This window comes from Shewanella sp. Actino-trap-3, assembly GCF_002836275.1.
Taxonomy (GTDB): domain Bacteria; phylum Pseudomonadota; class Gammaproteobacteria; order Enterobacterales; family Shewanellaceae; genus Shewanella; species Shewanella psychromarinicola.
In genome coordinates this window covers 361,449-377,555 of sequence record NZ_PJCE01000001.1, presented here as the reverse complement: position 1 = coordinate 377,555, position 16,107 = coordinate 361,449, and the positions used below count along the sequence as shown (strand labels likewise).

Annotated in this window: 9 protein-coding genes; 4 read left to right on the top strand and 5 right to left on the bottom strand. The window is 40.5% G+C overall.

The window, feature by feature from the left end:
- Positions 1 to 68: 68 nt before the first annotated feature.
- Entirely contained in the window at positions 69 to 848 is a 780-nt protein-coding gene (locus CXF80_RS01655; RefSeq protein WP_101030528.1) for a hypothetical protein, read from the top strand.
- 903 nt (positions 849 to 1,751) lie between these two features.
- Entirely contained in the window at positions 1,752 to 2,207 is a 456-nt protein-coding gene (locus CXF80_RS01650) for a hypothetical protein (RefSeq protein ID WP_101030525.1), read from the top strand.
- Positions 2,208 to 3,466: 1,259 nt separating this feature from the next.
- Here the strand turns inward: CXF80_RS01650 and hrpA are convergent.
- From hrpA to CXF80_RS01635, 3 genes are all read right to left on the bottom strand, one after another.
- Positions 3,467 to 7,342: an ATP-dependent RNA helicase HrpA gene (gene hrpA, locus CXF80_RS01645; RefSeq protein WP_101030522.1), complete on the bottom strand. Its 3,876-nt coding sequence runs from the start codon at positions 7,340 to 7,342 to the stop codon at positions 3,467 to 3,469.
- Positions 7,343 to 7,419: 77 nt separating this feature from the next.
- Entirely contained in the window at positions 7,420 to 7,836 is a 417-nt protein-coding gene (locus CXF80_RS01640) for a CBS domain-containing protein (RefSeq protein WP_101030519.1), read from the bottom strand.
- Between the two features lie 171 nt (positions 7,837 to 8,007).
- Positions 8,008 to 9,042, bottom strand: coding sequence for an isoaspartyl peptidase/L-asparaginase family protein (locus CXF80_RS01635; protein ID WP_101030513.1), 1,035 nt, complete (start codon positions 9,040 to 9,042; stop codon positions 8,008 to 8,010).
- A gap of 188 nt (positions 9,043 to 9,230) precedes the next feature.
- Here CXF80_RS01635 and CXF80_RS01630 point away from each other — a divergent pair, with 188 nt between their 5' ends.
- Positions 9,231 to 11,021: an autotransporter assembly complex protein TamA gene (locus CXF80_RS01630; RefSeq protein WP_101030507.1), complete on the top strand. Its 1,791-nt coding sequence runs from the start codon at positions 9,231 to 9,233 to the stop codon at positions 11,019 to 11,021.
- Positions 11,018 to 14,929 carry an autotransporter assembly complex protein TamB gene (gene tamB, locus CXF80_RS01625; protein WP_101030504.1) on the top strand — a complete coding sequence of 1,304 codons (3,912 nt, stop codon included), beginning with the start codon at positions 11,018 to 11,020 and terminating at the stop codon, positions 14,927 to 14,929. The genes CXF80_RS01630 and tamB overlap by 4 nt, the downstream gene beginning before the upstream one ends.
- A gap of 102 nt (positions 14,930 to 15,031) precedes the next feature.
- On the opposite strand, the gene rplY is transcribed toward tamB, so the two are convergent.
- Both rplY and CXF80_RS01615 read right to left on the bottom strand, forming a co-directional pair.
- Positions 15,032 to 15,319, bottom strand: coding sequence for a 50S ribosomal protein L25 (rplY, locus tag CXF80_RS01620; RefSeq protein WP_101030500.1), 288 nt, complete (start codon positions 15,317 to 15,319; stop codon positions 15,032 to 15,034).
- Positions 15,320 to 15,435: 116 nt separating this feature from the next.
- Positions 15,436 to 15,987: a DUF882 domain-containing protein gene (locus CXF80_RS01615; RefSeq protein WP_101030497.1), complete on the bottom strand. Its 552-nt coding sequence runs from the start codon at positions 15,985 to 15,987 to the stop codon at positions 15,436 to 15,438.
- Positions 15,988 to 16,107 lie beyond the last annotated feature (120 nt).

The window sequence follows — 16,107 nt, the reverse complement described above, 5'->3', positions numbered from 1 at the left end:
AAATAACTTTTAGTCATAGCTACTTGGCTATATTTACCATGTAATATGAAAGATAAAATGGAACGTTTATGTCCTTAATTTTGATATTAATTCTTATTGGAGCACTATTATTGCTGATTATCGGCTTTAGTATTGTCCAACAGCAAAAAGAGCGGGCAGAAGCCGAGCGTCGAATAGAAGTTTCTCGTCAGCGCGCCATCATAGATGAAACCGATACCGTCTTATCTAACACTGGCATGACACCATCTTCTAGCCATATCATGTTAGTGCTTTATCGCCGCATTCAAGATGCTTTAGAACAATCTATAGTCCATGCATCAGGCCAATTAAAATCTGATTATGAACGTCGTCTAGCCGACATCAAAATGCAAATAGCCTCAGTGTCTAATTCACCTAGCCAAGTCCCTGCGATTGAGAGCTTTCGTTTACCTGATAATGATAGACAAATTTTAGAATTAGTAAAAACACTAAAAAAACTTAAAGCCATTTTACGTGCGGAACATAATAAGGGAAAAGTTGATCCGTCTATTTTTGCAGAAGAAGAAATACGTATCGACAACCTTCAATTAAGAATAAATGTCGACTCTATGATTAGTAGGGCGCGTGCAGCTTGCTTTATGAAGCAATACGGTTCCAGTAAACAAATGGTCACGAAAGCCTTAAACACGCTACACATAATTAAAGCGCAAACGCCTAATGATCCTTTTATTGCCCGTAAAGTCGATGAAGCGAAACAACTACTGGATGAAATAATGGGCGCTCAAAAACGTAGTGAACCGAGTGCACCAAAACCGAAAAAAGAAGGTGATGATATTGATATGTTGTTTCAGCCGAAAAAGAAATGGTAAATATCTTTGTCGTCATCACAAAAAATAAAGCCTCGTAATGAGGCTTTATTTTTGCACGTAAATTCGATTCAAAATAAGTCTGCGCTACTTTTTAACCACACAAAAAAAACCCGCAGATACAAGGAATTAGCAAAATAATTTAGGTTCGTCAACAAGGTTGTCCACAGAATCTGTGGATAACATTAGTGGAATTAACGATTACTTATGATAACGTAATTACCATAAAACCAATAAGGCAAAGCAATTGCCAATCTGTATTTTTATTTTTATTAAGGTTAGTCTCACTCAACCTGTGTCACTCAACATGGAATGCATAATTAATATATGACATACCAGTTTGACCTCGTCAAGCCATTAGCATCAAAATCATCTCATTAAGCTGCCAATCGAACAAATATTAACTTATTAGCTCTATTTCTAAAAGACGCGACTACCCAGTAGATATTCCATTTTCGAGATCTAACGCAGCTCAGCCAGGCTACTGTATAAAATACCCTTGTCCTATGAGGTCATTCAGCACAGCCCGCCAAAGCTGAAATCTGCCTGTAAAGAGGTACCCATTGCACTTCAACATGGGCTGACTGGTAAACAAATCAGTGAATGCACATCAAAGACCATTACATGGAAAAACTATCAGGCTGCTGAGTTGGGCTCTGACGGATTAAGATCAGAATAGTCGTGTCCTGATAGTGTTATTGTTATTGTTAGTCGTGATGTGAGTGATAGCTCAATACAGCGCCATCATTTCCATAAACACGTTCTATCAGTCATAAAACAAAAAGCAAATTATGATCTGCGCTACAATTGTTCGTGGTGCCATTATTTATATGGACCTTAACCTTGTAACACTTGCCATAAACCGAGATACTGGTTAAAAATAATAATATTAGCTGTTAAAAATTTATGCTTAAAAAAATTACCTTGATAAAACTTCTCCCATTGTGCCTACTCTTCCTTCTCAGTGCATGCGGCCAATCAAATGAGCTAGGCGAACCTCAACTCACACCAGAACAGGTCTCATTAGGTTTCTTCGAAGCTATTTATGTTGATCGTGATGTTGATAAAGCTAAAAAGTTTGTCTCTGTAGATATCTGGGATGTGATTGACCATTACCATATTGCGTCGGCAGTACAACGGAATGTATTAGGTTTATCCATGAAGCAAGTCACAATGTCTATTGATGAAATTGATATCGATTTCTTCCGCAAATTTACCGACGACGTTACCGTAATAGTTAAGATGCAAGGACTAAAAGGTGGCCAAAAATGGATTGACGATCGCACCATTCGTCTCCATAAAAAAGGTAATACTTGGATTATTGTTGAAATATTACCTGAAAAGGGTCGCATTGAAGGTTAATGTTGGAGCGTACTGAGTCGCACATATTGACGACTTTGGTTGAGTGGAGCCATCATCACTCTGTACTGACAATAAAACGCTATGTATTCTTGCTAAAAATTATTGATCCACATTATTGATAGAAACAAACAATGAAAAATAACCAATAAAAAATAGCAGCCTAGGCTGCTATTTTTAGTTTCTGTGTCGAAGTATTTAATGCGAGAACTAAATAGCCTTAGCATTAAGATGCTCATTCAATGGTCTTATTCTTCGTCAGAAGGCAAAGACTCTAACACGTCATCTTTCACTTGATAGTAAGCGTTTTCGTATTCATGAACTTCCATAATCACTCCAATCTTTTAAGTCTTTTTGTAGGTGTAGGCATGTCTTTTTATATACAAAAACACGATGTTGAATCCTAAAAACTGACGACATCTTGTTAATGCTGGGCGGGGATGACATTTACCTTACAGAGAGAAGAGTAACAATCACTTTCTTCTTGGAACGAGTATATCAATAGTCAGATCACATTTAAACCGCAATTACGAAAAACTTTCAGTTCTGTTGTGCGAATAGTCTACATAACACCACGAAATGAAGGAAACACTCACTTTTATGAAAGTTTTTCAAGAAAGTGAACATTAAAAAGGGGGAGATGTCTTGAACTATTGCAGCAATTGCCGACTCTTGTTTTGATAGGATTATGATTCACATCCATTGCATTAGTTGTTTAAGTAAATAGAAATACTCAATTTTTTATGTTTCTGGCATATTTTTAAAATCATGGTTATTCCTTAAGAGATAGGTAACAAAAAAAGTGGAATGCTTGTGTTGATCCTAAAATACGAGTTTCAGGAACAACTATCTTGAAAAACACAACTAAGTGTTCAACATTATGTTGGCCAACAACAGTATCTAGACAGGAATAGTTGTCCAGAACAATTCTTCCTACAATCATATTAGTTAAGTTCAGGATAATATACGGTTATCAAATAGCTTGTTGCCTTACTCTGTGTGTTGCATCGACTCGCTATTGACGTGGGGAAAAGCCTTGTTGTCAAAAACGGGTATGTTTGATATTGCCGACTTGAAATAATCCCGTTTTATCGATTTATCCCATCGCTTATCCAGAGCTGAGGATAGTTACCCAGAAAGCGCCCTATGCCGACTAAGTACTAAATAATTTATCAATTTAGGATAAGCAATAAAAAAAACCGACATCAGCTGAGTGATCTCGGTTGTATTTATGCCGTCATGCGGAAGATCAATTTATCAGATTACACTTGATTGATATAATTCAACACACGCTTTTCTGAAATGGGATAAGCGGTGCCTAACACTTGTGCAAAACATGATACCCGATACTCTTCTATCATCCAGCGAGCTTCAATCAAGGCTTCAGGAACGGGTTGTGAGCGTGGCACTTTGGCCGATTGGGCCGTTAATGCCTGTTGTACTTTAGCAATGCTGTGCATGTGTAAGCGATCTCGCGCGGGGTCAACTGGCAGCTTTTCTAGTCTATTTTCAATAGCTTTCAGATAACGGCCCACATCAGTTAACCGTTGCCAGCCACAGTCGTCCACAAAGCCTTTATAAACGAGGCTATCAAGTTGAGTTTGAATATCGCTCATCGCAAACGCGATATCCAAGCTAATTTTACCTTTCAAACGTTTTTTAATACGTTGATAAATCGTCAAAATTTGCTCTACATTTAGCGCAATAGACTCTGCAGTCGGGTTAAGCTCTTGGCGGACCCAATCTTTTGCTTGTTCAAACTGCTGCTCGTTGCGAATGTCGAGTTGTTTTTGATCTAACAACTGCTGTACAGCAGCATTAATAATATCTTCAATTAATATCTGCACTTGGCCAAACGGATTAAAGTACATCGCCAGCTTGGCCTTATTAGGCAATGCTTGTTGCAAGTGCTTCACTGGCGAAGGGATATTAATCAATAATAATCGGCGCAGTCCGACTCGATGATGGCGTTTAGCTTCATGTTCATCATCAAATAACTTAATCGACACATCGGTTTTATTATCCATTAATGCCGGATACGCTTTGACTTCGTAATTACCTTTTCGCTGTTGATATTGAACCGGTAAATCGCCAAATGACCATGTTGTTATCGCATGTTGCTCGATGCCTTTATCTGCCACTTTACGGATCGCTTTGGCCACAACGCCTTGTAACTGACCTTTCAACGCTTCTAAATCACGTCCTTGAGCGACTAAACGACCTTGATCGTCTTCAATTTTAAAGTTTATTTTAAGGTGTTCTGCCAATTGAGTTAACTCAAAATCATCTGCAGAAATTCTGACACCGCTCATGCGCAGTAATTGTTTACACATGGTATCAAGCATCGATAACTCAAACGGTTTCATTGCTTGATAACATGCCCGGGCATAGTCCGGAGCGGGAACAAAGTTACGCCGCAGATTTTTAGGCAGTGACTTAATCAATGCAATCAGCTTTTCTTCTCGTAATCCTGGAACGAGCCAATCAAAATCACTGTCATCAATTTGATTAATCAGTGCGACAGGAATATGCACAGATACACCATCATCAACACTCGCCGGCTCAAAATGATAACTGACAGTTAAGGCTAAATTACCTTTATGCCATATTTCTGGGAAGTCGAGTGCAGATATATGGTCGGCACTTCGCTGCATTAATAAAGATTGGCTGTAATCAAGTAAGTCAGGTGTTTGTTGACGTGCTGTTTTCCACCAAGCAAAAAATAGCGGCGCGTTATAAATTCCTGGCGGGATCAAGGGTTCATAAAAATCCACCAGCACTTGTTCGTCGACTAAAATATCTCTACGACGAGACTTGTGCTCTAACGCTTCTATGTCATTCAATAGCTTTTGATTATTAACAAAAAAGGCTTCTTTCGTTTGTAACTGCCCTTCTGCTAATGCACTGTGAATAAAGATTTCTCGGGCTTCTATCGGGTCAATAGGGCCATATTGTACTCGACGTCTGTTGACTATCATCAAGCCATACAGTATTTGATTTTCGAGTGCGATCACACTGGCCGCTTTCGCTTCAAAATGGGGCTCGAGATACTGCTTTTTCACTAAATGAGACGCGAGTGATTCTAACCATTCTGGATCAATTTTGGCGCAGCAACGGGCAAACAAACGCGAGGTTTCCGTGAGCTCGGCGGCCATAATCCACTTAGGACCTTTTTTGGCTAATGGCGAGCCGGGGAAAACGAAAAATTTACGGTTACGGGCCCCTAAATACTCATTATTTTCACCTTTAAAACCAACATGGCTTAACAATCCTGATAATAATGCTCTATGTAATTGCTCGTAACTGGGCGCGCTGGCATTAATACGCCATTTCAATTCATGTACTGCTTGTTTTACTTGGGTATACAGATCTTGCCATTCACGTACGCGTAAATACGCGAGATATTCATCACGGCATTGTTTTCTGAACTGACTGGCTGACAACTCATTTTTTTGATCTTTAACGTGATCCCATAACTTCACCCAACTTGCAAAATCAGAGTCTTTATCGGCATAACGCCGATGGCACTCGTCTGCTGCTTGTTTCTTCTCTGTGGGGCGTTCTCGCGGATCTTGGATCGACAAACCGGTAGTAATCACTAATGCTTCGTGTAAACATCCCAATTTATTGGCTTCAATGACCATTCGAGCCAAACGCGGATCGAGGGGGATTTTGGCTAAGTCTTTGCCTAATGGCGTTAAGACTAAGTCATCCCCAGATTTTTTAACCGCTTGTAACTCTTCAAGCAATAAAAAACCGTCTCGAATGTGTTTTTGATCCGGTGGCTGAATAAATGGAAATCCGCCAATATCCCCCAACCCAATCGACAACATATGTAAAATGACCGAGGCAAGATTGGTACGCAAAATTTCAGGATCGGTAAATTCGGGGCGCTGAATAAAATCCATTTCATCGTAAAGTCGAATACAAATACCAGGTCCGACACGGCCACAACGTCCTTGACGCTGATTTGCACTGGCTTGTGAAATGGGTTCTATCGGTAGACGTTGCACTTTAGTACGGTAACTATAACGGCTAATGCGAGCGGTACCGGGATCGATAACATAGCGGATCCCCGGCACGGTTAATGAGGTTTCGGCAACGTTGGTGGCTAATACGATACGGCGGCCAATATGGCTTTTAAAGACTTTAGACTGTTCACCGTAAGAAAGACGAGCGTACAAAGGTAAAACTTCAGTATCGCGATATTGTTGTTTATTGAGTAAATCAGCAGTATCACGAATTTCACGTTCACCATTCATAAATATCAAGATGTCGCCAGGTCCTGCTGCCATTAACTCATCAACGGCACTAAAAATCCCATCACTGACATCTAAATCAACATCGGTATCACGTACTAATGGACGATAACGCGTTTCAACTTCAAAGGTACGTCCAGACACTTCAATAACTGGGGCATTGTTAAAATGTTTTGAAAAACGGTCTACATCGATGGTAGCGGAAGTAATAATGACTTTTAAGTCTGGACGTTTTTTTAATACCTGCTTCAGATACCCCAAAATAAAATCAATGTTTAAGCTTCGTTCATGCGCTTCATCAATAATAATCGCATCGTACTGGTTTAGAAATCGGTCCGAGGTGAGTTCCGCAAGCAAAATACCGTCGGTCATCAGTTTGATATAACTCTTGTCACTCATGGCATCGGCAAAACGAACTTTAAAGCCAACGACATCGCCTAATGGGCTATTAAGTTCTTCAGCAATACGGTTCGCGACACTTCGTGCAGCAAGACGACGTGGTTGAGTATGGCCAATTAAGCCTCGAGTCCCTAAGCCCAGTTCAAGACAGATTTTAGGTAACTGAGTGGTTTTACCTGACCCAGTCTCCCCCGCCACAATCACCACTTGGTTATTGGCAATGGCAGAAGCAATATCATCTCGTTTTTGTGAAACCGGCAGCTCATCGGGATAATCAATAACCGGTCTAGACTGTAAGCGCTGTTGCGCTTTTGCGAAGGCTTGCTGCGCGGCTTCAGTCAACTGCACTAACGTTTGGGATTTTTTTTCAGACTCGGGTTCTTTATTGACTCGATACAAACGACGACGAATTTTAGCCGCGTCGGTTTGATAACAAAGATTGAGATACGCCTTAGATAGCGGGTGAAGGTCCGAATTCAAATCTGATTCCCTTGCTTACATCAAAAAAAGCGATCCTAGCAAGGAAAACAGCAGAATGGTATTGATTTTAACAATTGTTAGACTGGAGATAAGTAACACTGTTGCATATAAATATTCATCGCCTTAAGCACATTGGTCCGATTAATAGTACCAATGACTTTGCCCGCGCTCAATACAGGGTAAATCTTGGGTTTAGGCCCTAACATTTGTTCGGCTAATGCCAATATGCTTTCATCGGGCGTAACCGACAATACAGGGCTTTTCATGCAGTCTTGTACTGTGCTGGTCATGTCACAGTGATAGCTACTTTTTAACATCACAGATAAACAATCTTGTTGAGACAAAAAGCCCACTAATAGCCCAGTATGATCAATAACAGGCGCACCATTTTTCTTACTATCAAGTAGTTTTTCTACTGCAATAGCCAGTGACATATCCGCAGTTAATAATACTGGATGCCTGTCCATATAATCTTTAATTTTTATTGAATCCATATAACCCCCTAAATGCACGCTAATTGACTACGTGCATAATAAATCTCGTCAATCCATTCATAATGAATCAACATTCAAGTACTGACTTAATTTAAGTTTAGTCAATAATGGTCCAGTGGATAGAAAATAAAACCGATTGTATTAATCGGTCTTTATCATCACAGCTAGAATTTATTTGTCACGCCAGATCATAATTGTTGCAGCTTGGCCTTTGCTTCGAGTTGCACGATACATACCTTCGGTATTAAATGGCGTAGCGATATTGCCACGCTGATCAATTGCTATCACGCCTCCAGTTCCACCAGCCGATATTAAGCGTTGATTAATGACTTCATCAGCCGCTTGAATAATCGATACTTGTTGGTATTTAACTTTAGCGCATATGTCACCCGCCACCTGATAACGGATAAAATACTCACCGTGCCCTGTTGCAGATACCGCACAGACGCCATTTTCAGCATAGGTTCCGGCGCCAATGACTGGAGAATCACCAATACGGCCAAAACGTTTTGCTGTCATGCCGCCGGTTGATGTCCCTGCTGCAAGGTTACCTTGCTTATCAAGTGCTACTGCACCCACTGTGCCATATTTATAATTAGCACTTAACTGTTCTACTGACGCCTGATAATCTCCACCGTTATTTTGCTCGGCTTCAATAATACTCGCTTTAGCATCAAGCAACTGTGAATAACGATGTGGGGTATCAAAATGACGGTTAGGCACTAAACTAAATTGTTGTGTTAACGCAAATTCTTCAGCCCCTTGTCCATAAAGCATTACATGAGGTGATTTTTCCATCACCTTTCTCGCTAAATCAATCGGGTTTTTAATATGTTTAACCCCAGCAACCGCACCTGCATTCATAGTGTTACCGTCCATTACTGAGGCATCAAGCTCATGGCCACCATCAAAGGTATAAACAGCACCAACCCCAGCATTAAACAATGGACTATTTTCTAACACATTTATCGCAGCTTGCACCGCATCGAGGCTGTCGCCGCCTTTATCTAACACTTTATATCCAGCATCAACTGCCTGCTTAAGTTTGTTGCGAATGGCTTTCTCTTGCTCAGGGCTTAGACTGGCTGCTGAAATAGTGCCGGCGCCACCATGGATTGCAATAGCAAAAGGTTTATCATCTTTCGCAAAACTGGTATTGGACGTTAAGCTTAAACATAGCGCAATCGTTAAATATAATTTATTCATGTTAGAAAAATCCTTGAAGGTGGTTTATCTTTGTAACCATTTCTGCTTGTAATTTCAATCATATCCTTGCGACTTTTATACTTTGTAGCGACAATGGTCATCATCATAAATTTTGGGGAAGTTAGCTTAACTTGTCGACAAAACGCCTTAAAATTAGCCAATTCCTATTACTTTCGTTGACCTTACTGATGTCAGGCTTTGTGCTGGCCGACGAAAATTGGTTAACAATTAACGTTACCGGCGTGCCGAAAAAAATTGAAAAGAACATTGTTGCTCATTTAGGCACCTTGCCAGATAACGATGTTCAGCGGCGTGCATTTTTATTTACCGTTGACGATAACACCCATAATGCGCTTGAATCCATGGGCTACTACCATGCAATTTTAGATATTGATGTTAAAGAGAATGATAAAGGCCCTTGGGAGTTAAGCCTCAATATAACCCCAGGAGAACCGGTCATTATTCAATGGGTGGATATTCATTTTCAAGGTGACATGCTCCAAGATAATACCTTTTCACTCTGGCTAAACAGTCTAAAAATTAAGCCTGGTGATACCTTAAACCACGGTGTCTATGATTCGATAAAATCACAGTTAATCACGTTAGCGCTGGCAAGAGGATATTTTGATGGTCAATACACCAAATCAGAAATCAACATTAATCGTGACTTAAATACCGCCCAAATTAACCTACAGTTTAATTCTGGTAAGCGCTATTTATTTGGTGATGTTCACTTTGAAGGCAGTACTCTCAATGATGACATTGTTGAATCATTAATTCCTTTTGATACTGATGCGCCTTACGCCACACAGCTATTAACTGAGTTTAATCGCAATTTATTAAACACAGGTTACTTCAGTAACATTAAAGTATTACCACAATTAGATAAAATTGATACGGGGGTAGTTCCCATTAACGTTCAGTTAAGTCCACGCCCTAGTCATCTTATTGGAGTAGGTTTAGGTGCTGATATCGGTAACAGTACTGAAAACAGTGTCGATCCTCGCGTGCGAGTCACTTGGCGCACGCCGCAAATAAATCGCTATGGCCATAATCAAGAAACCAGTGCAGAGTGGTCTCCTGAACGACCTAAAATTTTGACGACTTATACTATTCCATTAACCCACCCTTTGGATGATCAACTAAAAATAAAACTAGGAATATTACGTGACACATATGGTGTCACCCAAGATTATGACGCTGAAAAACGTCAATTTAACAATACCGGTCAACTAGAGTCTAGAAAGTACTTAGTTGGATTAACCCGTCAACGGCGCTCTAAAAGCAATTGGTTACATGGTTATTCAGTTGAGTCTATTAGAGAATTCTATAATCAACTCGATACAGATTTCGACCCACGTTTTTATTTATTGGGTTACAACCTCACAAAAACCGTTCGTGGTGATAATAGCCTCGATCCCAAGTCAGGTTATCGTCAAACTTATAGCCTTGAGTACGCTGATCCTTCCTTAGGCTCCACCATTCGGCTTGTCCGTTTACAAGCCAGATTTAAATGGGTTGATACTCTATTTGATAAGCACAGGTTTGTCGCCAGAATGGACTTAGCGGCCAATATTGTTGATAAACATGATATTAACAATATTCCACCATCGTTACGTTATTTCGCCGGTGGAGACCAAAGTATACGGGGTTACAGTTATCAAGAATTAGGGCCTTATATTGACTATACCAACAGCGAAGGAGGCTTATCTCGACAGGTCGTCGGCGGACGCTATTTAGCCATTGGTAGCGTAGAATATCAATACTATCTTACTCCAACCTGGCGCGTCGCCACCTTTGTCGATGCTGGCAATGCTTTTGATACTCAGCAATTTGAACCCGTGGTATCTGTTGGCGGTGGAGTGCACTGGATATCACCCATTGGTCCAATTAGAATGGACTTAGGTTTTGGCTTAAAAGAAACCGAGACGGTCGCACGTTCATATCGTTTCCATTTAACCATGGGAACAGATTTATGATAGATAAACATACTGAGCAAAGTCTTTTGCAAAATAATGAGCAAAATACTCAATCAGAGGAATCACTCAAGCCAAGTCATAAAAAAGTAAACAGATCAACCAGCCTATCGGCAAGAATTTGGCGCAGTGTTAAGCTTTATACCCGAATACTCATCTATGTCCCTTTGGTGTTATTGATGCTGTTTGCCATCATTATCGGCACCCCATTTGGCAGTAGAATGGGAGTCATACTAGTCAATCAATTTGTCAGCGATGTTGACGTTGAGTATGCCTCTGGCACCTTAAATGGTGAACTCACTTTGCATCACGTGTCATGGTCAATGCCAGGGATCAGTGTCAATGCAGAAAATTTAACATTAGGATGGCTGCCTACCTGTTTGATTAACAGACAAATTTGTGTGACAAATCTCGTTGCATCGAGCATTGATGTAAACATTGTCAGCGATAAAATTCCAGTATCTACAAACGCTAATGAAACAGGTGATATCGAAGACCCTTTTACCGAGCTTGAATTACCCTTTGACATTAGCCTTAGCCACGCCCAATTGGCACACGTTACTGTTGATGTGAATAACATGACATTTTATGCCGATAATTTAACGACTCAAGCCATCTGGAATAGCACAGGACTTGTGGTTGAATCACTCACAAGCCAAGGGCTAATCGTCAATATTCCTGATACAACATCAGCAAGCCAAACCAATCATCAAGCAGATAACAAAGCGACTAATCAAACAGCTGACGCCAAAGCAGCTTCATGGCCACTGGCTAATTTGCCACAAGTATTTATGCCTTTCCCTGTCAATGTTAGGCAATTTAATGCCACTGAAAGTCAGCTCATTATCGGTAAACGTACCGACCATTTTAGCCATATCGCGTTAGCCGCCAGTTTTCGTCAATTTCAACTTGGAATAACCCAACTGGATATTCAACACAATGATGGTGATGTGAGTGTTACGGGGGAAATAGCTTTACTCGACCATTATCCACTCACATTAAAGCTCGTTGCCAATGTCGATAATCTACCTGAATTGCCGGGGCTTAAACAACAACTCCAGCTGGATCTCACCCAAGACTTAAGTCGGTTAAATATCAACGCTATTGCTAAGGGCGATACTCATTTTAATCTTGCCGCTGAAATGAATCTCACCACGGCAACGCTTGATTACCAAGTAACGCTTACCGACGCTGCATTACAGTGGCCGCTAAAAAATCCGCAGTACACCAGCAATATTAGCCGTTTTACCAGTCAAGGTAATATTAAAGACCAAGTGGCGCAGTTTGAAGGGCAACTGACCACGCCTTACCACCCTGCTTTGGCTATTATTGCAGATGTCGTTAATCGTAAGCAAAAACTGACCATTAATAAGCTTAATCTCCAATCAGTTGCTGGCAATATAGATCTGACAGGACAGCTGTCATATCGAGATAAAATAACATGGCAAGCCAATGTGCTTACCGACGCTATTCAATTGCAATACATTGATTATATTAATCAGCAAACCTCCATCAAAAGTAAATTCGGTGGCCGTTTTAACAGCAGTGGTACCATCGCTGATAAACAATGGCAAGTGGCAGTCCAAGATGCGAACTTAACAGGATATTTAAATGGTTATCCATTGAATTTACAAGGTGATATTTCATTAAATCAAGAGCTTGCTATTAATGCGACCAATCTCCAAGCAAATGCACTAGGGGCTCAGTTAGTCATCAATGGCCAAGCCAACAAAGCCTGGAACATCGCTGCCGAACTTAGCGTGCCCGATGTTAGCCAATGGCTAAAAGGTGGCCGCGGTAATATCTTTGCTAAAGTTGATGTAACCGGCAATAGTGCAGACCCAATAGTTGATATTAATGCAAAAATCAGCCAATTCAGTTACCAAGGCAGTAAAATTGACAGCCTTGATTTACGCGCCAATTACCACCCCTATGCGCAGCACAAGTATTGGATTGAACTGCATAATACCAATCTCGTATGGGACAGCTATAAACTGACGGATATCGCATTCTTCAGTGAAGGCAATCAACATCAACAACAAAGTAAGCTCAATACTCAAGGTGATGTGGTCATCAACACTCAAATGACCAGTAGTAGCAATATCGATAAACAACAGTTCAATGCCACATTAACAGAATTCGGGATCAGTAATGCTCTTGGACAATGGCAACAAGATAAACAAATTACTGCCAGTTGGGATCAACTTAATCATCGTGGCAGCGTGGGCCGTTTTTGCTTAGTGCATCCCCACAATAAATTATGTTTAATCAATGATGTTAATTTAGGTCACACTGGCCAAGCCAATATGACATTTACCGGTAACCCAGGTAAATCATTAGCACCGATGTTGTCTAAAAAAATTACCTGGCACGGTGAAGCGGCATTAACCACTCAAGTTAATTGGGCTAAAGGTAAAAAGCCCACTGCCAATGTTCAGTTTACGCTCTTGCCAGGTAACATTAAGCTTAGCCGTACCAAAAATAATACCATTAGCATCGACTACCAGCAGTTATTATTACAAGCCTCTCTCGATGAAAAACAAATTAATACTTCATTAAGTTTTGATTCGTCCGGCATCGCCAGTTGGCAAAGTCAATTGAGTGTCAACATCACTCCTGATCGCACCTTACAAGGTACGATCAATGTTAATGAACTGAATCTGGCTCCTTTTGGAGAGTTCTTCCCTAGGATCGAAACCTTAGAAGGCATTTTATCCAGTCAATTAAGCTTATCCGGCACCCTTATGGATCCTAGTGTATCGGGTAATATTAAACTCAACGACGGTGCATTTTCCTTATCAACCAATCCAACATTGATCGATAAAATCTACTTGTCACTGGCACTAGAAGGCCAACAAGGGCAACTCAATGGCCAATGGCATATGGGTGACGGACAAGTGAGCGCTCAAGGGACCCTCGATTGGCCACAAGGAAAATTTAGTGGTGATATTGATATAAAAGGCACTAATTTAGCTGTTATTCAACCACCTATAGCAATCTTAAATGTCTCTCCAGATATTAATATCACCTTTGATGAGCAACTGTTTGCGATAAAAGGCAACGTCAACGTGCCATCAGGACAAATAAAAATCTCTCAATTAGCAGAAGGAGGCGTTGCAGTATCAAACGATGTGGTATTCAACGATTCCGTTTCTGAAAAAATGGTTAGAACCAGTCCTTACGCCGTTACGGCCGATTTAAATATCAGTGTGGGTAAAAACCTTACCATCGATGGTATGGGTCTTAAGGGGAAGCTAGGAGGTGATCTTGTACTACAGCAGCAAGCTTTTAAGCCTCCCATGCTATTTGGTGATATCAAAGTCAATAAAGGTACCTATAAGTTTATGGGACAAACCTTAAGTATTGATACCGGTGAAGTCCAATTTGTTGGTCCGACAGCATTGCCAAACCTGAATATAGAAGCAACAAGAGACATTAAAGACAGCAATATAACCGCAGGAGTTCGAGTCACTGGCACACCAATGCGTCCAGTTGTCACCTTATTCTCTAACCCCGCGAAAGAGCAAGCTGAGGTGTTATCTTATATTTTGACGGGTAAAGGCTTTACCAGTACAACCAACCAACAAAGCAACTCATTAATGATGGGTGCTGCACTCAGTTTAGGCTCTCAATTTGATGGTGGAGCAATGAATAGCATTGGCAGTACTGCTACGGGGCTGGTTGAAAAATTTGGTTTTTCCAACGTACAACTTGATACCAACGATGATGGTAAAGTGGCCGTGAGTGGTTATGTTGGCGAAGACTTAATGATTAAGTATGGTGTGGGAGTATTTAACCCCGGTTATGAAATGACCGTGCGATATTATTTATTTTCACAATTGTATTTAGAAAGTGTCTCGAGTACCTTAAGTCAATCATTGGATATCTACTATAGTTTCGAAATCGATTAGCGTTTAGCGTTTAGCGTTTAGCGTTTAGCGTAATTATAGAATTTAGCGATAAAATTCAGTCACAAAAAAAGCGCCCTTAGGCGCTTTTTTTCAACTCAGCAATTAAACAAACATGAAGTCGATATGTTCAATCAATTGTTTGAATGCATGACGTTGAATAGCTTTTACACGAACGCTAACTTCTTTACCGTCTATAGAGATGGTTAAATCAGTTGTATAAAAGTCATCATTTGATTGAATATTAATGATGTCTTTGTGTGCAAACTTGATTGATATAGGCTCTTTACCTGGACCATAGATTACTGCAGGAACTTGATCTGCATGACGTAGGCGGCGGCTCGAACCTTTCCCGATTTCTGTGCGGGTTTCTGCATTGATTGTGTAAGACATTAGTCACTCACTTAATAATTAATAAAGTATGAAGGCGTCACCATTTTCGACCAACGATGACTCAAATAAAGCGCGCGGATGTTACCACAGTCACCAACAGCCCACAAGCAGATATATTAACCCCAATGCCTCACGGGGCCACAATCAACATGTACAAATCCATCGCGAGGGTAAAACCCCACCCCACCTAACTTTAGAGAAAGCGCAGCATCTCGTAAATGTTTAGTCGACACACCGGGTAAAGCAATATCCATCGCCATCCCTTTCATGTGGAAACTTTTCTTAGCAACACCGTTACTTCGCGATGCGAGCATTTGATTTGTTTTGGGTGAGCGATAAGCCGAGATAACATTAATTTCATCATGATTATCTAATGTAGTTTGTAATTTATACAAATATTCAAATAATCTTTTATCAATCGGCGCGGCGATATTTTGGCGGTGATCACGTAATACTTGATTAAATTCAATCAGTGTCTCAGATTGATATTGGCCATCAACCCAAAAACTCCCCTGACTTCTTTCACCGGTATGGAGGTTATAAAAACGTAAATCTTTAACACCATGAGTTGAACGACTTGCTTGAGCGGTATTAGGTAACAGAGTTACCACTGCGGCGCCGCTTAAGCCTAATAATAACTGCCGACGAGTTAGGCACTCTACTGTCATTTACACACCACTATAATCTACATCTTCGGGAGTTAACCATGTTATTGAACACAGTTTATGTCTAATTAATTTCTCTATAATTTAATACTGAGAATTGAACACTGATAATTGTTGGTTTTT